Genomic DNA, 20647 nt, shown 5'->3' with positions numbered 1-20647 from the left:
ACCTTGTCAACCGTTTATTTTTCGGTGTTTTCCGTCCCCGGAAAGCGCCGAAAAATCACCCGGCTTACTGCTTATTTCGAGGCGCGCATTCTACAGTGAATTGCTTGCCTGTCAACTGCTTTCTGAAGAATTTTAAAACTCAATTTCTTCAACACTTTCAAGCAGTTGCCCCTTCGAATTTGGAGCCGCTTAAGTGGCTTGCCCCTCGAAGGAGATGCGCATTCTACAGACCTGCCCGGGGGTGTCAACGGCGATTCTGAAAAAAACTCAAAATCGCCCAAAATCGGTCACGCAGTAATCAGAACACGGGCGATCTTCTTCTTACCCGCCTGGATTACACAATCATCACCCTCTACAAACATCCGATCGCCTTCGAATTGCTGACCGTCGACAAATACCGCTCCGCGCCCCAGGACATCCCTGGCCGCCGCCCCGTTCTTTACCAAACCGGCGAGGCGAAGCACTGCCGCCATCGGAATCTCGGCCTGCCCCTCCAATGACACCTCAACAGTCGGCACATTATCAGGGATCTCGCCGAGCGCCACCCGGTTACCGGCGGACTTGTGAGCAGTTCGGGCTGCCTCCTCATCGTGAAAGCGGGTAATGATCTCTTCCGCGAGCAGCTTTTTATAGTCCTGGGGATTCGCTCCGCCAGCAACAGCCTCACGAAAGCCTTCCACTTCGGCAAGCGGCCGGAAACTCAAAAGTTCAAAGTAGCGCCACAGGAGATCATCCGGCATGGAGAGCAGCTTGGTATACATTTCGCCAGGCGAGTCGTTGACGCCCACATAGTTCCCCAGAGACTTGGACATCTTCTGAACACCATCAAGCCCTTCCAGAATTGGCATGGTAAGGATCACTTGAGGCGACTGCCCATAGTGCTTCTGCAGGATACGACCCATAAGGAGGTTGAACTTCTGATCGGTACCCCCCAATTCAACATCAGCTTCCATGGCAACTGAGTCGTAACCCTGCACCAAAGGGTAGAGGAACTCGTGAATTGCGATCGCCTGCTCAGCCCGGTAGCGCTTGGTGAAATCATCCCGCTCAAGCATGCGGGCGACGGTATACTGGCCCGCCAGCTTAATCATATCTGCAGCGCTCATCTTGCTCATCCAATCGGAATTGAACATGACGCGCGTTTTTTCAGGATCCAGGATTTTGAACACCTGCTCTTTATAGCTAACCGCGTTCTCGGCGACCTGCTGCTCTGTTAAAGGAGGACGCGTTGCACTCTTGCCGGTCGGATCACCGATCATCCCGGTGAAATCACCGATCAGAAACATCACTTCGTGCCCCAGATCCTGGAACTGACGAAGCTTGTTGATTAGAACGGTGTGACCAAGATGAAGGTCAGGCGCAGTGGGATCGAAACCGGCCTTGATCCGGAGCGGACGACCTTCTTTCAATTTCTCGATAAGCTCATCTTCCGGAATGAGCTCGTCTACGCCTCGCTTGATTATCGCCAACGCTTCATCAATGGATGCCATGAACAACACGTCCCCGCTTTGATCCTGAAAAAATTCTGTCAGTTACAGAGTTCAACAAAAGAAATCTGTGAGTTACCTGTTCCCCTGCTAAAGTTAGCTGACCAGAAATTGACCAACACCGAGTTTACAGGGCGGCGTATTATAACAACGCTGTCGAAAGAAATCCGGAGGATGGAACAGTAACCGTAATGTTCCACGCTGTCCCGCATGCATTTTATACGGTAATCTGTTGGACTATACTTGAACAACAGCTTTAATTAGGTAGTACAAGCTGCCGTAATGCCGATTAAAACGGGTGCGATACGTGCTAAAAATGTTTCCCAAAACTCACATTACCATTGCTGCTGCGGCCACGGTTGTTGTTACCGCTGCCATTCTTATGAGCCCCAGCAGCAACGTTGAAGCAAAGCGGATGTCCTACTCCCTGGATCTGGAGCAGGGCACTGTTTCCGAAACCGACGCAGCAACTGTGGAAGCAACACCGCCAGCCGGTGCAGCCAAAGAAACCCAGCCGGAAGCATCCGCGCCAGAAATGGCTGTAGAAGCCAGCAAACAGGTAAGCGTTGCAGAGCCGGAACAAACTGCCGCTCCGAAGGAGCCCGAATTCGACTGGCAAACCTTCGCGATCAAGTCCGGCGACACCCTTTCTTCCCTGTTCAAGAAGGCGGGCTTCAATGACGGCATCATGCTTTCTGTTATTCACGGTGATGGCGAGGCAGACAAGCTACAGCGACTCTACGCGGGCGAGACTATTCGCTTTGCAACAACCGAAGACGGCTCACTTGCAGCGATTGATCTGCAAAGGAATCGCCTGGAAACCCTGAAGATTAAAAAGAACGGTGAGAGTTTCACCGGCGAGACCGAAATTCGTAAACCGGAAGCACGACCGGCTTTCGCATCAGGCACCATTGACGGTTCTCTTTATCTGGCTGCACGGGAAGCCGGTCTGAATGACCGTTTGACCATGGAGCTGGCCGGTATCTTCGGCTGGGATATCGACTTTGTCTACGATGTCCGCAAGGGAGACCAGTTCGAAGTGGTTTACGAAGAGCTCTACCTTGACGGCGAGAAGTTCGATACCGGTCGAATCCTGTCTGCCCGATTTGTTAACCGTGGCGAAGAAAACCTCGCCCTGCTTTACACCGACAGCAATGGCGATGCCGATTACTACGCGCCGGACGGCAAAAGCATGCGCAAAGCCTTCCTGCGGACCCCGATTAATGCCCGGGTTTCTTCCCCCTTCAACTTGCAGCGCCGCCACCCAGTTTTAGACGTTGTCCGCCCGCACGAAGGTACCGACTACGCGGCACCTCCCGGAACGCCCATCAAGGCTGCAGGTTCAGGGCGGGTTAAATTTGCCGGCTGGAAAGGTGGCTACGGGCGAACCGTCATCCTGCAGCACGGTGACAACATCACCACCCTGTATGCCCACATGAGCCGCCTGGGCAAAGGTATCAAGAATGGTACACGGGTCAAGCAGGGCCAGACTATCGGCCACGTCGGCTCCTCCGGCATGGTCACTGGTCCGCACCTGCACTACGAGTTCAGGCTGAACGGGTCTCCGCGCAATTCGCGCACCGTCAAGCTGCCGGATGCCAAACCCATTCCGTCTTCCGAAATGGCCCGATTCAAGCAGTTCACAGAACAACGAATCGCCCAGTTCGACGTTTTCCGCGAGAGCTATCAGCAACTCGCACTGGCATCAGACGACTGAACCAGGAATGGAAGCCTGGATAGGGTTGATGTCGGGCACCAGCATGGATGGCATTGATGCCGTGCTGGTGTCTTTTCAGAACAACACCGTAACGATTCACGCCTCGCATACCACTCCCTACCCCGACCAGATTCGCCATCGCCTGCTTGCTGCCAGCCAGAATCAGGCTGCACCGGACGAGGTCGGTGAGCTGGACACCCTCGTCGGGACGCTGTTTTCCGAGGCCGCGAACGAAGTCATCCAAAAGTCAGGTTTTGACCCAACCGCGATTCGCGCCATTGGCAGCCATGGACAAACCATACGGCACCAACCCTCCGGCACGGCTCCTTTTTCAATCCAGATTGGGAATCCCTCCGTGGTTGCCGAAGCTACGAACGTCACGACGGTCGCCGACTTCCGGCGTAGGGATATGGCGGCGAAAGGCCAGGGGGCACCCTTGGTTCCTGCCTTCCACAAGGCCTTTTTCAGCTCGAATACGGAAAACCGCTGCATTCTGAATCTCGGTGGCATCGCCAACATCACCTGGCTCCCCGCCAGTGAAAACACGCCGGCCACCGGCTTCGACACCGGCCCGGCCAATGCACTGATGGACGCATGGTGCCTGGACCAGACAGGACTTCCTTTTGACAGCGATGGCCATTGGGCCTTCGAGGGCTCGGTCAACCAGGAACTTCTCGAAGACATGCTCTCTGATGCCTACTTTTCGAAGACGCCCCCGAAGAGCACCGGGAAAGAAAGGTTCAATCTTGATTGGGTCAGAACACTGGTAGGTCGCCATCCGGAGATTCCAGCGGAAGATATTCAAAGGACATTGCTGCAACTGACCGTTACGAGCGTCGTCGACCAACTGCCTGAGACCAGGGGCCTTCGGGTTTACGTTTGCGGAGGCGGGGCGCGAAATCCGCTTTTGATGGAAGAGCTGGGTAAGGCACTGCCCGAAGCCCAACTTTCACTGACCTCGGAACTGGGGCTAGACCCGCAGATGGTAGAGCCTGTGGCATTTGCATGGCTGGCAAAACAGGCGCTGGAAGGAAAACCCGGGAATCTCCCGGAAGTCACCGGAGCAGCCGGGCCACGCATTCTGGGCGCCATCTACCCCGCCTGACGTTTTCCGGATCAAATGGAGAAGGAACTGCCACAGCCGCAAGTGGAGCTGGCATTAGGGTTCTGGACCACGAACTGTGACCCTTGCAGGCCTTCCTGATAATCAATCGTGGCGCCCACCAGATACTGGTAACTCATCGGATCAACCAGCAGGAACACGCCATCACGCTCGATCACGGTGTCTTCTTCATCCTGGTTTTCATCAAACGAGAAGCCGTACTGAAATCCGGAGCAGCCACCACCTGTGACAAAGACGCGAAGTTTCAGTTCGGGGTTTTCCTCTTCCTCGATCAACTCACGTACTTTGGCAACGGCATTGTCACTGAAGAACAGCGGTGTCGCCATTTGTTGCTGAACTGCGCTCAAGTTCGCCTCCGGATAATCGTGAACAACTCTCGCGATTATGGTATTCCCGACTAAAACAATCAACTATTCGGACTTTCCACCATCGCCCGATTCCTCGGGCTCCGCTGTTTGATCACCAGCAGGAGCCTGTTTAGGGCCGGCACCGGCAGATTTGGCACCCTGGGAGAGCAGCCCGACTGGCTCCCGCTGATGAACCAGGTTGCCGTTCACCGAGGCGCCCATCGCCATCTCGATCAGGTTGTAGTAGACGCTGCCATTGATGGCCGCTTTTTCCGCCAGTTCAAGATGTGCCGATGCGTAGACATCACCATTTACCGTACCGTTGATGATGACGTGAGGCGCGTTGATGTCGCCCGTCACTTCGCCCACCTCCGAGACCCTCAGTACTGCATCTGTGCCCTCATCGGCAACCACCTTCCCGCGAATTCGGCCATCCACATGAAGCCCACCGCTGAAATGCACATCGCCTTCCACAGTCGTTCGTGAGGAAATAAGTGTGTCAAAGTGGCCAGTGGGCCGGCGCGGCTTCTGCTTTTTCTTGCCAAGCATGTCAGTTCTCCGTTAAATCGTCCCAGTTAAAGGTGCGCTCGGCTTGCGAGGATTTTCTTCCTTCCGCCTGGGCTACCACCTGGATTTCCAGCGGCTCAAATTCTTCCGGCAGTTTCAGGGAACCTTCGACGTCCTGAAAATACCGGAAACGGAATTTCACGCCGAGATCGGCTATGTCCTCCGAAAGGTCGCGCAGAGCGATGACCTCTTTCTCTTCATCACGCAAACCGATGACATTGACCGCTACGACACCTGAAATGTAGCTCTTGTTGTTGCCGACCTGAGTCAGCACCAACTTGAAGTCGTAGCTATCCTGATTACGGGTCGGAACCAGCGTGAAACTGTCAACCTGGAGGCCTTTGCTGGTCTCCGATGGCGCCATGATATTTTTATAAAATGTCAGGTCCGATTGCAGTGACACAATCCGGGTTTCCAGCTCGACAATGGTTTTGCGAGCCTGATTCAGGGCCTGCTCATCTATGACCCGTCCTCGCTCCAGGTTGATCAGCTGTTGCCGGGCCTTGCGATAATCCTCTCGCAGGGCCTCGACTTCATCCTCCAACACCTGGTTTGACTCCTCAGCGCTGGAAAACCGGAAACCACCCTGAGCCAGGCCGGTTGCATATCCGGCGATTGCCGCAACAACGGTAAAAATCAGCAGGATGGCCGTTCTGCGCAGGCGATACCCGGGACGATGGCGAATAACGACATACTCTTCAGCCGGCTTTCGCTGTTCGCTCACGATCTTTCCCTGGGCATCAAGGCAGCAGCGCCGGGGCTTCAAGCCCCATGGTTTCTTTGAGGCCGAACATGATGTTCATATTCTGAACCGCCTGCCCTGCTGCGCCTTTCACCAGATTATCGATGACAGAAGAGACAATCACGATGTTGCTATGCTCCTGTCTGTGCAGCGCCATACGACACTGGTTTGCCCCGCGCACACTTCGGGTCTCCGGATGGCTACCAAACGGCATGACATCGACAAACGGCTCGTCCGCAAAGCGCTCCTCGAACAACGTCTGCAGCCGATCAAAATCGGCCGGGTTCTTCAGCTCCGCGTACAGCGTCGCCTCAATACCGCGGATCATTGGAATCAGATGGGGAACGAAGGTTACGCCCACATCACCTCCGGCCGCCCCGGACAGACCCTGGCGAATCTCTGGCAGATGACGATGCCCTGAGGCGCCATAGGCCTTGAAGCTTTCACCAATCTCACCATGCAGCATACCAATCTTGCCCTGCCGGCCTGCGCCGCTGGCGCCGGATTTGGCGTCCGCGATCAGCCGGGCAGGATCCACCAGCCCCTGCTCCAGCAATGGGAGGAAGCCCAGCTGAACCGCTGTAGGATAACAACCGGGGTTGGCAACCAACTGGGCTGTCCGGATTTCATCTCGCACCACCTCCGGCAAACCATAAACCGCCTTTTCAGCCCATTCCGGACTTTCATGAGCCATCCCATACCAGTTGGCCCAAACATCAAGATCCTTAAGCCGGAAATCCGCAGAAAGATCCACCACACGCACGCCGGCCGACATCAGTTCCGGAACCATTCGCATGGCCACACCATGAGGCGTGGCGAAGAAAACCAGGTCGCAGGCTCCAAGCACGGCTACATCCGGCTCGGAAAACGCCAGGTCATAGTGGCCACGCAAATTCGGGTACATGTCCGCTACCGGCATGCCCGCCTCAGACCGGGAGGTAATACAGCTGACCGAAACTTCAGGGTGAACCGCGAGGATTCTCAGCAGTTCCACACCGGTGTAACCGGTGCCACCAACGATGCCTACTTTAATCACCATCTTCTCCAGCGACGTCGTATCAGAATTAATAGCTTTGACGCCGTAGTCTACCATGATAAACCAATGACTTATTGCAGCCCTCAAGGCGACCGTTACAATGTTGTCAGAATCTTTCTGACCGTCCATCCAAATCCACCGGAACTCTGGCCTCATGCAGAAAATCTGGCACCAGATTACCGAGCATCTGATTCCCGTTTTCCGGCGCCGATTGTCCGGTGTTGACGCATTACCGCAACTGGCCGTGCTCGGCCTTCTCTCCGGGCTGTTTACCGGAGGCGTCATACTCGTATTCCGCCTGGCCATCGAGTGGCCGCTCGAACATTTCCTGCCGGGAGAAGGTTCCGAATCCTTCGAGGAACTGGACCTGCTGACCCGGGGGATTCTCCCTCTGGCCGGCGCTCTGGGGCTGGGCTTGCTGATGCACCGGCTGGCCACACACGACCGCAAGGTCGGGATCGTTCACGTTATGGAGCGTTTGAACTACCACCAGGGCTACATTTCCATGCGAAGCGCCATGGTGCAGTTTATCTCGGGAGTGGCCACTGTGGTCAGCGGCCAATCGGCGGGGCGCGAGGGGCCGGCCGTGCACCTCGGTGCCGCCTTCTCGAGTCTGATGGGGCAATGGATGCGTCTGCCGAACAACAGCATCCGGACGCTCGTGGCCTGCGGCTGTGCGGCGGCCATTTCGGCCTCGTTCAACACGCCGATCTCCGGGGTTATTTTCGCCATGGAAGTGGTGATGATGGAATACACCATTGCGGGTTTCACGCCAATCATTCTGGCGGCGGTGAGCGCAGCGATTGTGACTCAGGCAGTGTATGGCGCGGAACCGGCCTTCAGCGTACCGGCGCTGACCATGAACTCGCTGATGGAGATCCCCTGGATACTGGCCATTGCCGTCATTATCGGCATCGCCGCCGCGCTGTTTATCCAGTTGGTGGACACCATGGGCAAGCACCACCACCGTCCGGTTTTGTTGCGCATTACCATTGCGGGCCTTCTGATGGTGCCCTTCGCCATTTTCATTCCGGAGACCATGGGTATCGGGTACGACACCGTCAACGAAACCATTAACGGTGAGCTGGCGTTCTGGCTATTGCTGGGTGCTGGCGCCGCCAAGCTGGTCATTACCTCGCTTTCCATCGGCCTGGGCATGCCAAGCGGCGTGATTGGCCCGACGCTGTTCATGGGGGCAACCCTGGGCGGCGCCATGGGCCTGATCGGCGCACAGATTTTGCCGGAACACGCCTCGTCGGTTGGCTTTTACGCGATGCTCGGAATGGGTGCCATGATGGGTGCCGTGCTCCAGGCACCACTCGCCGCCCTGATGGCACTCATGGAACTCACGCGGAACCCCAACATCATCCTTCCGGGCATGCTGATTATTACCACGTCGAGCCTGGTGACCAGCGAGGCCTTCGGCAAGAAATCGCTGTTCCTCACCATTCTCAAGAACCAGGGGCTGAGCTACCAGAATTCTCCCGTGATCCAGGCCCTGCGCCGGGTGTCGGTCGGCGCCATCATGGATCGCAGCATCCTGCGTACTGAACGACACTTGACGGTGGAAGAGGCGCGCAAGGTCCTGAAATCGGAACCAAAGTGGCTGGTGGTTGAGGGCAGCAGCGGACCCACGGCACTGTTGCCGGCAGTCGACCTGGCGAGATATCTGGAAGACACGGAAAAACTGGTGGCCGACGAGGAAATCGAACCACCGGAGTCCATTGACCTGATGGACATTCCCGCCAATCGTCGCGACGTTGCCCCGGTGCAGTACCAGGCCACTCTGGAGGAGGCCCTGGACCAGTTCGATGCAACCAATGCCGAGGCCCTTTACGTACAACGTCACGTGGCGCCAATGATCCAACGCGTTTATGGCGTGGTTCTGAAAGCCGATATCGAGAGTTACTACCAATACCGACGGAGCTGACGAATGCTGTGGGTGAAAGCCTTCCATATTATTTCACTGGTGTGCTGGTTCGCCGGCATCTTCTATCTGCCCAGACTGTTCGTCTACCATGCGGCTTGCGAGGACGAGCCCGGCCGTGAGCGCTTCAAGATCATGGAGCGGAAGCTGTACCGGGGCATTACCACACCTTCGATGATCGCAACCGTCGTCTTCGGTGTCTGGCTGATCAGTTACAATGCAACTGGCTATTTCAGCCAGGGCTGGATGCATGCGAAGCTGCTTCTGGTGGCCATTCTGATCATTTACCATTTTTACTGCGGGCACCTTGTAAAGGTCTTCCGGGACGACCAGAACACCAGAAGCCATGTGTTTTACCGCTGGTTCAATGAATTGCCGGTCCTGATCCTTCTGGCCGTCGTCATCCTGGCTGTTGTCAAACCGTTTTGAGGAGCTGAGTCATTAAACGCTATACCCGACCCCAGGTTCTGATTCTTTCCGGCCTCGACCCCTCCGGCGGCGCCGGCATCCAGGCCGACATTCAGGCAGTCACCTCGCTGGGCTGCCACCCCTTGCCCGTTCTGTCCTGCCTCACGGTTCAGGATACGCGCAACGTTTATGGCGCCGAGCCGGTCTCCGCCGAGCTGATTCGCCAGCAGCTCCGGTGCCTTGCTGACGATACCCCCATTCACGCCATCAAAACCGGCGCCCTGGGCAATGCGGCAGTGGTGGATGTGCTGGTGGATTTCATCCGTGAACACCCAGGCGTACCCGTGATTACCGATCCGGTGATCAAAGCTGCGGGTGGCGGCGACCTGGCCGATGACGAGCTGGTTAGCGCCATGAAAGAGAAGCTGTTTCCCCTGGCAGAAATGATTACGCCAAACGGTATTGAACTGGCGATGCTCGGGGGCAGCGATAACCCGGACCAAGCTGCCAACAACCTGTTGGAAAGCGGGTGCGAATCGGTATTGGCCACTGGCGGGCACGGTACCGGCGTTCACATTATCAACACCCTCTACAATCACGCACCTGACCCCATGCGCTGGGAGGTCGAACGTATCGGCGGAGAGTACCATGGCACGGGCTGCACGCTGGCCGCGGCCATTGCGGCCGGAAGGGCCTCGGGCCTGTCTCCACGCGCGGCCATCTCGCAGGCCCAGAACTACGTCCATCGCGCCATACTCCACGCGTTGGACGTTGGCAAAGGCCAACCGGTACCGGACCGAGGGATTCTGTGGGAACGATGAGCAAAGGGCTTCGTCCGGGCCTCTACGCAATCACCGACAGCGTGCTCACACCACCCGAAACACTGATCGAATCGGTCGAGGCAGCGCTTCGCGGCGGTGCCGTCATGGTACAATATCGCGAGAAACACGCGCCCATGGCGGTACGACTTGCCCAGGCAAATGACCTGCAAGCTGTTTGCCGGAATGCCGGTGTGCCTTTGCTGATCAACGACGACCCGGATCTGGCAAAACGTGTGGGCGCTGCCGGCGTCCATATGGGGCAAACCGACGGCTCACTGGCAGCTGCCCGCGCGCTTCTCGGCGAGGAGGCGATTATCGGCATAACGTGCCACGCCGATCTGGCTTTGGCGCGCGCCGGGCTGGAAGCAGGCGCCGACTACCTGGCCTTCGGGCGCTTTTATACGTCTTCGACCAAACCCGGAGCACCGGCTGCAGCCCCAAGCGTGTTAACCGAAGCCAAGAGTTTCGGGCGCCCACTGACGGCCATTGGCGGCGTCACTGCAGAAAACGCAGAACCACTGATCCGCGCCGGGGCCGATATGCTTGCCGTGGTTGGTGGCCTGTTTGGCGGTACTGCCGACGAGATTGAGCTGCGAGCCAAAGCCTTCGAGCGCTTGTTCGCAAGCCATCACCCACTTTTTTCAATTCCCGAATAACAGGAGCCCAGATCCATGACGCACTCCGAAACCCTGTTCGAACAGGCTCAGAAATACATCCCCGGTGGCGTAAATTCTCCGGTCCGGGCGTTTCGCGGTGTCGGTGGTACGCCCCTTTTCTTCAAGCACGCCCAGGGCGCCTACCTGTACGACGAAGACGATCAGCGCTACATCGATTACATCGGTTCCTGGGGCCCCATGATTCTTGGCCACGGTGACCAGCGCATAAAGGATGCCCTGCACGCCCAAGTGGATCTGGGCGTTGGCTATGGCGCACCCACTGCCCTCGAGACCGAAATGGCCAAGAAGGTTTGCGAACTGGTGCCCTCCATCGAACTGGTCCGCATGGTGAATTCAGGCACCGAGGCCACCATGAGCACCGTTCGACTCGCCCGGGGCTACACCGGTCGTGACAAGATCGTGAAGTTCGAGGGCTGCTACCATGGCCATGTGGATTCACTGCTTGTCAAAGCAGGCTCCGGCGCCCTTACCCTGGGCGTACCTAACTCCCCGGGCATCCCCGCCAGCCTGGCTGAGCACACCATCACGCTGACCTACAACGACATGGACAGCGTTCGGGAATGCTTCCGGGAGATGGGCGACCAGATCGCCGCGATTATCGTTGAGCCAGTGGCAGGTAACATGAACTGCATCCCGCCGGTCCCCGGCTTCCTTGAGGGGTTGCGGGAAGTGTGCGACGAGCACGGCACCGTGCTGATCTTCGACGAAGTAATGACCGGGTTCCGAGTTTCCCTAGGCGGCGCCCAGGGGCTGTATGGCGTAACCCCGGACCTCACCGCACTGGGCAAGGTAATTGGTGGCGGGCTTCCGGTCGGCGCCTTTGGCGGCAAACGGGAAATCATGGAACACATCTCACCACTGGGACCGGTTTACCAGGCAGGCACCCTGAGCGGCAACCCCCTGGCCATGTGCGCCGGCCTGACAACACTGAATGCAATCTCCGAGCCCGGTTTCCACGACCGGCTGACCGAGAAAACCAATGCTGTTCGCGACGGCCTGAAAGAGGCCGCTGATGCCACTGGCATCCCGTTGACGGTCCAGAGTGCCGGAGCCATGTTCGGATTCTTCTTCACCGAGGAAAGCTCTGTTACCCGCTTTGACCAGGTGATGGGCTGTGATGTCGAACGCTTCAAGAAGTTCTTCCAGGGCATGCTCAAGGAAGGCGTATATCTGGCACCATCCGCCTTTGAGGCAGGCTTTACGACAGCGGCACTGTCCGAACAGGACATCGCCGATACGGTAGCGGCAGCCAAAAAGGTCATGGCTACGCTCTGATATTTCCGCTGTCCCCATCGGTGGCCCCGCAGGTCGGAACATGTCCTGCGGGGCCACCGATGTGATAGCCATCACAATTCCACGGCGAACACCCTTCCCTGGCCTTTTGTGCCGTTGACTTACCATCCCGTCTGATCAAATGTTGATCTAATCTCTACCGAGATGCTCTGACGGCACCAATCTAACAAACACAAGAATCAAGTCAGCGCACGGAAGCACTCGGTCTGCCCCAAGGCAGATGCAGTACGAGCAGGAAGTCTCTGGAGCAACCCGTTAGGTTGAGCCGCAGTTTGAATAACAAACACAACATCAAACTGTAGGAACGACAATGAAACTCTGGATCCAAGCAATGGCCCTGGCCCTGACTGTGGCCTGGTCGGCCCCCTCCGCCGCCTGGTGGTGGGACTCTACCCCTTCAAACTATACGGATACTCGCTACCCGGTTGTGCTGGTGCATGGCATGTTCGGCTTTGATTCGATTGCCGGCGTGGACTACTGGTACGGCGTTGCCGAGGATCTCCGCAAATACGGCGCTGATGTTTACACCACTCAGGTGCCCGCCCTGGACAGCACCATTGCTCGCGGTGAAGCGCTTCTGCCGCAGGTACAGGCGATCGCCGCGGTGCACGGCAAGGTCAATCTGATTGGCCACAGCCACGGGGGCCCCACGGCCCGTTACATCGCCAGAGTGCGGCCGGATCTGGTCGCCTCAGTGACGTCGGTCGGCTCGCCCCATAAAGGCTCGCCGGTCGCCGACCTTATCTACGGCTCCCCTGCCGAAAGCCTGGCGGCCAGTCTGGGGAATGCATTGGGTGGGCTTATCGATCTGCTGTCCGGTGGCGGTTATAACCAGGACCTGCGGTCAAGCCTGGAATCCCTCACCACCCAGGGCAGCGCCGAATTCAACAGCTTTGCCCCTGCCGGGGTTCCAACCACCTCTTGCGGTGAAGGCGCCTACTCGGCAAATGGTGTCCGCTTCTATTCCTGGGGTGGCACCGGTGTTCTGACCAACGTACTGGATCCGTCCGACGCGTTGTTAGGCACCACCAGCCTCGCCTTCGGCTTCAGCCAGAACGACGGTCTGGTAGGCCGCTGCAGCAGCCGGTTTGGCAAGGTTATCCGGGATAATTACTTCATGAACCATCTGGATGAAGTGAATCAGGCGTTGGGCCTGCATAGCCTCTTCGAAACTGATCCAAAAGCGGTTTTCAAGCAACACGCTAACCGCCTGAGAAACGCAGGACTGTAACGGGTAGCCGGTCTTCTGGCTTTGCCTTGCAGAGCTAGAAGGCCCCTTCCAGGGTAAACATCAGCGTCTCGCGCTGATAGTCATATTGCGAAAGACTGCTTCTGTTATCCCGAACCAACCACTCCCCCCTGACAAGCCAAAGGCTGTCCAGAGACTTCTCCACCAGCAATCCGATCTCCAGACGGTTATCTGTTCTGCGCCCGCTCTCGCCTTCCCCGGACACCAACTGATGGGCGTCCCGGTATCGACTGTGGCGAACAGAGCCTGTTGCTCCGAATACGATATCTGGCCGCCACTGGTAGCGACCGGCAAACTCCAGTGTGTGGTGGGTAGGTGAGACACTGATAAACTCATTGGTTGTTTGCAGATCCCGCCGGTCATTGATTTCCAGTGAGTATTCGCCGTCCAATCGCCAGGGTCCGAGGTACTTCCGCGCATGAACGCGTGCTCGATACCACTCTCCGTCATAGGCCTCGAAGCCTGAACCACCATTCACGGCAGCCGCCGCCAGAGCGATTCCACACTGATCCGGGGCTACGGGTAGCGAACACTCACGCCAACGATAAAACCCCTCGATGCCGTATCGGGTTTCAAGGGATTCGCTGCCAAACCAGGACTTCACCAACGACACCAGAGCGCCGCGCTCACCTGCAGTGAGGGTCTCAGACCAGGCCAATCGTCCCTGCAATACCTGAGCGTCATACTCGTCATCGGAAGGATGTTCCCGGGAATAGGCGGCAGCATCGAGGGAAAGCCGAGAGCGGGTGCCGACTGGCCGTTCGTAGGTTCCGGCAGCCAGCGCTTCGAGGAACAGCCCACCTTCACTCGACGCCGTGTCCTCGGGCAGGCCGGCAATATTGGAATCGTAACCGCCTGAGATTCCCAGATAGCCGCGAATGGAGGGCTGGCGGGCCAACCGAGGCGATCCACCATCCAGTTTATTCAGTTGCGCCCGGGCCAGTGCCCGGATTTTATCCGGAGCGCTCTCTGCCGAGGCCTGCTCGAACCAATGACGGGCTTCGGCAGACTCCTCCGTAGCAAGCGCGACCAGACCGAGGTTATAACGCGCCAGGGCGCCATTGGAGCCATTGAGCAATGAACGGAAGGCAGATTCAGCGGCGCCATAATCGCCCAGCTGGTAGCAGACAACACCGAGGTTATAGAAAAGCGAAGGAGATCTCAGGCCATCATCAACGGCCCTCTGGAAGCGCTGTTTCGCGGCGTTCAGGTCTCCTGCTTCAAAGGCTTCAACGCCAGCACGGAAATCCTCCATGCCGGCTTCCGTTTCAGCCGCCTGAAGAGCAACCGTGGGCATTAACAACAGGATCAGGAACAGGGCGCGCCAAAATACCAGCAAACGGGTCTCTCCGGGTTAATCCTCGCAGGGGATGCCCGGTTACGTACCCGGCTTCAGCGATCCAGTCCTGGTGCATCCGGCAGTTCTGGGCGCTCCGGGCGCTCTGGCTTACCCTTGATCAGTTCTCGGGATTGCCTGGCCTTTTCGGACATGGACTCACCGAACTCTCGCCCCCTTTCTCGGGCTTCACTCGCCGCATCCAGACCCCGGGAGCCAGATTTGCCTGGATTTTCGGGTCTTTCGATAGCGCGGGGTAACTCGATTTCCCGCACCACGGAATCGGTGAGCTCTGCGTCGTCAGTCACCATGCGCATAGTAACATCCAGATCCTCGTTGGCCAGCGCTGTTGCCGGTATAAAGAATCCGACCATCAGAAATCCGACCAGCTTGGCGCTCAATGCAAGTGTCTCTCTGATCATGATTCTGGTCCCTCGACGGTCTGCTGTGGGTATTCTGGAATCGGGGCACGGAACGTTTTATGGCGATCTCCGGTGTCCAGTCGAGCCACCAGCTCTCCAGAGCCTGGGAACAGCAACTTCAACGGCAACGACAGCACGTTCTCGCCCGCATCAAGGCTAACCTGCCAGCTAAGCTCTCGCTGCCCCGGCCAGGAGGCCACCTCCACATTGGGCGGGAGTTCCAGAGTCAGCGTGACATTTTCCAGCGCTTCACCGGAATGGAAGGCAAGACGCACAGTTCTCTCAACCGGTTGGGCAATCCCGGTTGCCAACCCTTCAGCGGCATTCTCCGACAACGCAACGGTCGGGTCTGCATCATCCGTAACAATACCCGGCGTTAAAAAGACACCAAGACCAATACCCAGCGCCAGGGCCGCCGCAATGGCACCACCCAGAGCCCCGTGGCTCCATCCGGACTGCGGACTGCCCGCGCCCCGGGCCGAACTCAGAACACGATTCTGAAAATCAGGGGAAGGCGCCGGGACGCTGAACTGCTCCTGCAACGCCCGGTTAAGAGCACGCTCAGAAGCAAGCCACTTACTGCACGCTGGGCAGGCAGCAACATGCTCCTGCACCCGATCACGGGCGGGGGCGGAAAGCTCATTGTTAATGTAGGCGGGCAGATCCACCCGGATTTCGTTGCAGGACATTGTCATCACCTCATCCCCCCACACGTCCAGCCGGCTCGGTTGGTTCCAGCTCCCGCTGCAATTTCTTTCGCAGGGCCGCCCGGCACCTGTGTAAGCGCGATTTCACAGTCCCCAGCGGGATATCCAGCACCTCCGCAATGTCCTCCTGACGCCAACCGTCCACATCATGAAGAAACAAAAGGGTCCGCTGATCGGGCGTCAGGGTCATCATCACCCGGTCCAATGCCGGTCCCAGGCGCGAGTGTTCGAGCTGCAGGTCCGGGCCAACGTTGTCCGATTCGAGGCTATCCAGCCAGTCAGTCTGGCCTTCAGTACCAATCAGCTCCGTCAACGGGCGGTCGCCCTGTCGGTTCTTACGCCGAACCTGGTCAATAAACTGCCGGTAGACCACCCGGTTTAACCAGGGCCGCAGCTGATCAACGCTTTCCAGCTCATCAAGCTTCGGGAATAGCTTGACCACAACATCCTGAACCAGATCCTCTGCATCCTGTTGTTGGCCGGCCAACCGGTAAGCAAACCGGTACATGGCGTCCAGGTGAGGCTGCACCAGGGCGTCAAACCGCCGGGACTTGGAGGGTTTGAAAGGAAAGATTGCCAAAGCCGTTGTTTACCTGCGTGGGTTCATGCCAGCGGCGCAGTCTATATCAAGTTGCCGGGCCGATGCATTGGCCGCGTTCCCGATCTGACGATTCAACGGTTGCCCGGACATTAGGGAACGTTAACAAAATTTCCGGAACTCTGCCCTCCACTGCAACGTGAGGATGAAGTCAGGTAGCGATGTTGCTTCGCTATGATTCCAGTAAATAAACCTTGGAGGTTTATATGAAACGTTCGGTTCAACTTATTGCCATTTCGACTCTTGCTGCGGGCATGGCAGCCTGTGGTGGAAGTGGTAGCGACAGTTCAGCGTCTTCGGGCACCGGAACGGTTTCCTTCGGTATTACCGACGCCCCAGCCATGGACCTCAGTAATGTCACCATTGCTTTCACGGAAATCCGCCTGAAACCCGAGGATGGTCAATGGGTGGAATTTCCCCTTGAAGGATTTGAACAGGTAAACCTGCTGGATCTTCAGGGTGGACTGAGTGAACCACTGATTAAAGATGAAGAAGTACCGGCCGGCACTTACACCGAACTGCGCCTGATCATCGACACGGACAACTCCTTCGTTAAGCTCGACTCGACTGGTGATAGCGAGTACTCACTGGCAGTGCCCTCTGGCGAGCAAAGTGGCCTCAAGCTGAAAGGTGATTTCCTGGTGGCCGCAGACACAACCACCAATTTCACCATCGACTTCGACGTGCGCAAGTCCATCGTCAACCCACAGGGTAATGCCCTGGCCGACTATATGCTGAAACCATCTTTGCGACTGGTGAACAACCTTGAGGTGGGCTCTATAAGTGGTCAGGTGGACGTCGCCCAGATCACTTCCACTCGCATGGCGGATGAGACTCTGGCTGACTGTCAGTACGACGGCGCTGTTTACGTCTTCTCTGGTGAGAATGCAGAAACCTCGGATCTGAACGTAAACAACGAGGAAGGCAACCCTCTCATGATTGTGCCAGTTGAGCTCGACGTTGAATCAAGCCTCTACAGCTACACCGCAGCATTCCTGCCAGAGGGTAATTACACCATCAGTTACAGCTGCCAGGAAGATAACAACGAGGAGGATGACGACATTGAGTTCGAAGGTACCCAGAGCCTTGAGGTTGTTGCCGACCAGACAACTGAGGCCGAGTTGATTCCGCTCGTCGAATAAGCCTCTGCACCGGCAGGCGGTCGCTAGACATCAGCGACCGCCTGCCGCGCAAAAAACATCACAGGGCGGCCGCCCTCGCCTCCGCCTGATCCGCACCCGCTACATTCCCGCGAGCCCGGCGGATATCCGCCAGCAGCAACCATCCCGCTCGCTGCAGCCGGATATCACTGCCCGCCAGCGACAGCCCTTTCAGCGTGAACTGTTCGGCAGAGCCCAGCTGATTGCCAGCCACATAGGCTTCCGACAGCTTGAAATACACCTCGGCCGATCGGGGCGCAATCCGTTGTACACGCTCAAGACGGGCGATGGCGCCGGATACGTTACCCTGGGCCAGCAGCTGCTCGGCTTCACGCACCAGGCTCAGCGCGGCCGGCGAGAGGCCATCACCGGTTTCACGATAGCTTGGGGAACTGGAGCGGGAAGGCTCACCGGGTTCCTGCGCCGCCTCGGGCTGTTCACTCTTGCGCCAGACCGGGGCTTCGCTCTCCTCCGTGTCTGTGCTGGTTCTCGGTGGCTCGGGCGCCTTGGCGGGCTCACCACCAACGGGCACATAGATTCCACCGCCCGGCCCGGAGGCACAGCCGGCCAGTGACAGCAGTGCGGCCAACAGGGCGGCCCTGAATGAAAGTCGGTCAATCATTGAAACAGTCCTTCAAACCAGCCCCGGATCCGACGTTCCAGATTTCCGGAGCAGGAAATTGTTTGCGTGGGTTCACTGCCGGCAATGTAAGGCAACAGTCGTGCATTGTCACAGTATTCGTCCGTCAGTGCCTGCCGCTCTGAATTCACCCAGTGATAGTTGACACCGTCTGGCACCACGGGAGAAAAGCCATGCTGGGGAACCTGAGCCATAAACCTCGACCACACCGGCAGGGCGCCACTGGCCCCGGTCAGCGATGTGGGGCCGTTATCATCGCGCCCAACCCAGGCGACCGCAAGCAGATCGCCACTGAAACCGGCAAACCAGGAATCCCGGCCATCGTCAGTGGTTCCTGTTTTGCCGGCGAGGGTGAGTTCCTGGGGAACGGTGTAGTAAGCCGAGCGTCCCGTCCCCTCCTGCATGGTTTCCTGCATGGCGTATTGCACCAGGTGCACGGCGGCAGGGTCGGCCACCTGTTCAACCTCAAGACTGTAGCGGGACAAGGCCTCACCGCCGGCATCCGTTACTTCCCGTATCGTGCGCAGCGGGGTATTGAAGCCCGAGGTCGCCAGTCCCTGGTATATCTGGGCGACCGTCACAGGGCTCATGGACACCGACCCCAGGAGCATGGATGGGTAACGGGAAATGGGTGTATCCACGCCAAAGGCAGTCAGTGTCTCCCGCACTACGTCCACGCCGATATCCAGCCCCACGCGAACGGCCGGCAGGTTGTAAGAACGAGACAGAGCCTTATGCAAAGGCACTTCACCCCGCTCCTCGCCATCGTAGTTCTTGGGTTGCCAACGTTTGCCGTCGTCGAACTCCAGAGTGAAGCTCTTGTCCAGCACCGGTGTACTCAGGGTGTATCTTTCCGGTTCCTGCAAGGCAGACAGATAGATAAACGGCTTGATCAGAGATCCGATGGGGCGATTGGCATCCAGCGCCCGGTTGAATCCGGCGAATTGCGGATCCCTCCCACCGACAAGGGCCAGCACCTCGCCGGAATCCTTCGCGGTGACCACAAGTGTCGCCTCCAGAGCTTCCGAACTCTGGCCGCCGGCCAGTCTCGGGAGGGTCTCAGTTACCGCGTACTCTGCCGCGTACTGGATAGCGGGGTTCAGAGTGGTGAAGATTCGCAGTCCTTCACTGCGCAGATCCTCTTCCTTGTAGTCACGGGCCAGGTGCCGCCGGACCAGGTCAATGTAAGCGGGGTAGCGGTTTTCTGAGTAGGATGGGCGCTCACTGACCCCAAGGGGCAGGCCGCGGGCCCTCGCCGCTCGGCCCGGTTCAATCAGGCCCGCCTCTTCCATTTCGGAAATAACCAGATTCCGTCGCTCGGTTGCACGCTCGGGATGGCGGCGCGGATTGTAATAACTGGGGCCTTTGACCATGCCCACCAGCAACGCGATCTGGTGCACATCCAGATCTTTCAGGGATTCGCCAAAATAGAACTGGCTGGCCAGGCCGAAACCATGAATGCTGCGAGTGCCGGCCTGCCCGAGGTAAACCTCGTTCAGATAGGTTTCCAGGATGTCGTTTTTTTCATAGTGCAACTCCAGCAATACCGACATCAGGGCTTCATTGGCCTTTCTCACCAGTGTCTGCTCGCGAGTCAGGAAGAAGTTCTTCACCAATTGCTGGGTCAGCGTGCTGCCACCCTGGACGATGCGCCCGGCCTGGATGTTGGCCAGCATGGCCCGGCCGATGGAGAGAGGCGCGATACCGAAATGGTCGTAGAAATTGCGATCTTCCACCGCCATCAGTGTGGTGGGGAGCAGCGCCGGCACCTCGTCCAGCTGAACCAATACCCGATCTTCCTTGTGGGCTGGATAAATACCGCCAATCTGCGCTGGCTCCAGCCGGACGATCGGGGCGCTTTCACCCTGAATCACCGAAAAACCCTGAACCCGATCGCCCGAGACCGACAAAGAGATCCGGCGCCGGGGCTCATCACCGTCCGGGAACGAGAAGCCCCGGGTACTGATGACGAAGCGATTGCCACTGCGCTGGTAACTACCCGCTTTCTCGCCGCCCCCTTTCCGGAAACCAGAGAGGCTCAGTTCTCGCTCGAGCGCGCTGGCACTGACACTGGCCCCATCGAAAAGCTCAAGCGGGCGGGCATAGACGCGGGAAGGTACTTCAAAGCGCCGACCCTCAAAACGGGACGTTACAACGGCATCCAGATACACCATCCAGCCGGCCAGTAAAACGAGACCAATGGCACATAACCGGAACATGAAACGCCAGAACCACGGCCGACGGCCATTGTTCGAAGAACGCCTGGAGGGCTTTCGCTTGGGGCTGGAAGATGCTTTGGATTTTTTCATGGCGCGATTATAACGAAGGGAGCGGTGAGGAAGGCAGGCCATCCATGTGTTATTTCTGTAATCTGCCCGTTATGATAGGGC

20 protein-coding genes are annotated in these 20647 nt (G+C 57.8%); 9 read left to right on the top strand and 11 right to left on the bottom strand.

Annotation, left to right across the window (positions count from 1 at the left end; all coding sequences use genetic code 11):
• Positions 1–287 precede the first annotated feature (287 nt).
• Positions 288–1490, bottom strand: coding sequence for a tyrosine--tRNA ligase (gene tyrS, locus GJU83_RS18325; RefSeq protein WP_069184837.1), 1203 nt, complete (start codon positions 1488–1490; stop codon positions 288–290).
• Positions 1491–1794: 304 nt separating this feature from the next.
• Here tyrS and GJU83_RS18320 point away from each other — a divergent pair, with 304 nt between their 5' ends.
• Positions 1795–3204, top strand: coding sequence for a M23 family metallopeptidase (locus GJU83_RS18320; RefSeq protein ID WP_153634913.1), 1410 nt, complete (start codon positions 1795–1797; stop codon positions 3202–3204).
• Between the two features lie 7 nt (positions 3205–3211).
• Positions 3212–4309: an anhydro-N-acetylmuramic acid kinase gene (locus tag GJU83_RS18315; RefSeq protein WP_069184823.1), complete on the top strand. Its 1098-nt coding sequence runs from the start codon at positions 3212–3214 to the stop codon at positions 4307–4309.
• Positions 4310–4320: 11 nt separating this feature from the next.
• Here the strand turns inward: GJU83_RS18315 and erpA are convergent, their stop codons facing one another.
• The 4 genes from erpA to argC all read right to left on the bottom strand — a co-directional run bounded on the left by erpA (position 4321) and on the right by argC (position 7019).
• Complete coding sequence (gene erpA, locus GJU83_RS18310) at positions 4321–4653, bottom strand: iron-sulfur cluster insertion protein ErpA (RefSeq protein WP_205632679.1); 333 nt, start codon at positions 4651–4653, stop codon at positions 4321–4323.
• 84 nt (positions 4654–4737) lie between these two features.
• Positions 4738–5223: a bactofilin family protein gene (locus GJU83_RS18305; protein ID WP_153634912.1), complete on the bottom strand. Its 486-nt coding sequence runs from the start codon at positions 5221–5223 to the stop codon at positions 4738–4740.
• A 1-nt stretch (position 5224) separates the two neighbouring features.
• Entirely contained in the window at positions 5225–5965 is a 741-nt protein-coding gene (locus GJU83_RS18300) for a DUF6776 family protein (RefSeq protein ID WP_069184836.1), read from the bottom strand.
• A 16-nt stretch (positions 5966–5981) separates the two neighbouring features.
• The gene (gene argC / locus GJU83_RS18295) at positions 5982–7019 is read right to left on the bottom strand and encodes an N-acetyl-gamma-glutamyl-phosphate reductase (RefSeq protein ID WP_153634919.1); all 1038 of its coding nucleotides are present in this window, start codon (positions 7017–7019) and stop codon (positions 5982–5984) included.
• Positions 7020–7173: 154 nt separating this feature from the next.
• Between argC and GJU83_RS18290 the strand changes: the two genes are divergently transcribed.
• From GJU83_RS18290 to GJU83_RS18265, 6 genes are all read left to right on the top strand, one after another.
• On the top strand, positions 7174–8949 hold the full coding sequence (locus GJU83_RS18290) for a chloride channel protein (RefSeq protein WP_153634911.1): 1776 nt from the start codon (positions 7174–7176) through the stop codon (positions 8947–8949).
• Positions 8950–8952: 3 nt separating this feature from the next.
• Positions 8953–9375: a protoporphyrinogen oxidase HemJ gene (hemJ, locus tag GJU83_RS18285; RefSeq protein ID WP_153634910.1), complete on the top strand. Its 423-nt coding sequence runs from the start codon at positions 8953–8955 to the stop codon at positions 9373–9375.
• Positions 9376–9416: 41 nt separating this feature from the next.
• Complete coding sequence (thiD, locus tag GJU83_RS18280) at positions 9417–10175, top strand: bifunctional hydroxymethylpyrimidine kinase/phosphomethylpyrimidine kinase (RefSeq protein WP_153634909.1); 759 nt, start codon at positions 9417–9419, stop codon at positions 10173–10175.
• Positions 10172–10831: a thiamine phosphate synthase gene (thiE, locus tag GJU83_RS18275; protein ID WP_153634908.1), complete on the top strand. Its 660-nt coding sequence runs from the start codon at positions 10172–10174 to the stop codon at positions 10829–10831. The genes thiD and thiE overlap by 4 nt, the downstream gene beginning before the upstream one ends.
• 15 nt (positions 10832–10846) lie before the next feature.
• Complete coding sequence (gene hemL / locus GJU83_RS18270; protein WP_153634907.1) at positions 10847–12127, top strand: glutamate-1-semialdehyde 2,1-aminomutase; 1281 nt, start codon at positions 10847–10849, stop codon at positions 12125–12127.
• A 328-nt stretch (positions 12128–12455) separates the two neighbouring features.
• Entirely contained in the window at positions 12456–13376 is a 921-nt protein-coding gene (locus GJU83_RS18265; protein WP_153634906.1) for a lipase family alpha/beta hydrolase, read from the top strand.
• A 34-nt stretch (positions 13377–13410) separates the two neighbouring features.
• Here the strand turns inward: GJU83_RS18265 and GJU83_RS18260 are convergent, their stop codons facing one another.
• Genes GJU83_RS18260 through GJU83_RS18245 form a run of 4 tightly spaced genes read right to left on the bottom strand, consistent with a single transcriptional unit; the run spans position 13411 to position 16439 of the window.
• Positions 13411–14733, bottom strand: coding sequence for a tetratricopeptide repeat protein (locus GJU83_RS18260; RefSeq protein WP_153634905.1), 1323 nt, complete (start codon positions 14731–14733; stop codon positions 13411–13413).
• A 53-nt stretch (positions 14734–14786) separates the two neighbouring features.
• Positions 14787–15152, bottom strand: coding sequence for a hypothetical protein (locus GJU83_RS18255; RefSeq protein WP_228715209.1), 366 nt, complete (start codon positions 15150–15152; stop codon positions 14787–14789).
• Positions 15149–15847, bottom strand: a complete 699-nt coding sequence (locus GJU83_RS18250; protein WP_228715208.1) for an anti-sigma factor family protein — start codon at positions 15845–15847, stop codon at positions 15149–15151. Before GJU83_RS18250 ends, GJU83_RS18255 begins: the two co-directional genes overlap by 4 nt.
• A gap of 4 nt (positions 15848–15851) precedes the next feature.
• Positions 15852–16439, bottom strand: a complete 588-nt coding sequence (locus GJU83_RS18245; RefSeq protein WP_167516412.1) for an RNA polymerase sigma factor — start codon at positions 16437–16439, stop codon at positions 15852–15854.
• 224 nt (positions 16440–16663) lie between these two features.
• Between GJU83_RS18245 and GJU83_RS18240 the strand changes: the two genes are divergently transcribed.
• Positions 16664–17599, top strand: coding sequence for a DUF4382 domain-containing protein (locus GJU83_RS18240; protein WP_153634904.1), 936 nt, complete (start codon positions 16664–16666; stop codon positions 17597–17599).
• A gap of 58 nt (positions 17600–17657) precedes the next feature.
• Here the strand turns inward: GJU83_RS18240 and GJU83_RS18235 are convergent, their stop codons facing one another.
• Together GJU83_RS18235 and mrcB are read right to left on the bottom strand one after the other, a co-directional pair.
• The gene (locus tag GJU83_RS18235) at positions 17658–18239 is read right to left on the bottom strand and encodes a tetratricopeptide repeat protein (RefSeq protein ID WP_153634903.1); all 582 of its coding nucleotides are present in this window, start codon (positions 18237–18239) and stop codon (positions 17658–17660) included.
• Positions 18236–20476 carry a penicillin-binding protein 1B gene (gene mrcB, locus GJU83_RS18230; RefSeq protein WP_228715207.1) on the bottom strand — a complete coding sequence of 747 codons (2241 nt, stop codon included), beginning with the start codon at positions 20474–20476 and terminating at the stop codon, positions 18236–18238. The genes GJU83_RS18235 and mrcB overlap by 4 nt, the downstream gene beginning before the upstream one ends.
• Between the last annotated feature and the right edge of the window lie 171 nt (positions 20477–20647).

This window comes from Marinobacter salsuginis (genome assembly GCF_009617755.1).
GTDB lineage: Bacteria > Pseudomonadota > Gammaproteobacteria > Pseudomonadales > Oleiphilaceae > Marinobacter > Marinobacter salsuginis.
This window is presented reverse-complemented; position numbering and strand designations above follow the sequence as displayed.

Coding starts and splice junctions, on each gene's coding strand:
- GJU83_RS18240 (WP_153634904.1), top strand. CDS start 16,664: ATGAAACGTTCGGTTCAACTTATTGCCATTTCGACTCTTGCTGCGGGC.
- hemL (WP_153634907.1), top strand. CDS start 10,847: ATGACGCACTCCGAAACCCTGTTCGAACAGGCTCAGAAATACATCCCC.
- GJU83_RS18290 (WP_153634911.1), top strand. CDS start 7,174: ATGCAGAAAATCTGGCACCAGATTACCGAGCATCTGATTCCCGTTTTC.
- mrcB (WP_228715207.1), bottom strand. CDS start 20,476: ATGTTCCGGTTATGTGCCATTGGTCTCGTTTTACTGGCCGGCTGGATG.
- tyrS (WP_069184837.1), bottom strand. CDS start 1,490: ATGGCATCCATTGATGAAGCGTTGGCGATAATCAAGCGAGGCGTAGAC.
- hemJ (WP_153634910.1), top strand. CDS start 8,953: ATGCTGTGGGTGAAAGCCTTCCATATTATTTCACTGGTGTGCTGGTTC.
- GJU83_RS18235 (WP_153634903.1), bottom strand. CDS start 18,239: ATGATTGACCGACTTTCATTCAGGGCCGCCCTGTTGGCCGCACTGCTG.
- GJU83_RS18315 (WP_069184823.1), top strand. CDS start 3,212: ATGGAAGCCTGGATAGGGTTGATGTCGGGCACCAGCATGGATGGCATT.
- GJU83_RS18250 (WP_228715208.1), bottom strand. CDS start 15,847: ATGACAATGTCCTGCAACGAAATCCGGGTGGATCTGCCCGCCTACATT.
- thiE (WP_153634908.1), top strand. CDS start 10,172: ATGAGCAAAGGGCTTCGTCCGGGCCTCTACGCAATCACCGACAGCGTG.
- erpA (WP_205632679.1), bottom strand. CDS start 4,653: ATGGCGACACCGCTGTTCTTCAGTGACAATGCCGTTGCCAAAGTACGT.
- GJU83_RS18265 (WP_153634906.1), top strand. CDS start 12,456: ATGAAACTCTGGATCCAAGCAATGGCCCTGGCCCTGACTGTGGCCTGG.
- GJU83_RS18255 (WP_228715209.1), bottom strand. CDS start 15,152: ATGATCAGAGAGACACTTGCATTGAGCGCCAAGCTGGTCGGATTTCTG.
- GJU83_RS18305 (WP_153634912.1), bottom strand. CDS start 5,223: ATGCTTGGCAAGAAAAAGCAGAAGCCGCGCCGGCCCACTGGCCACTTT.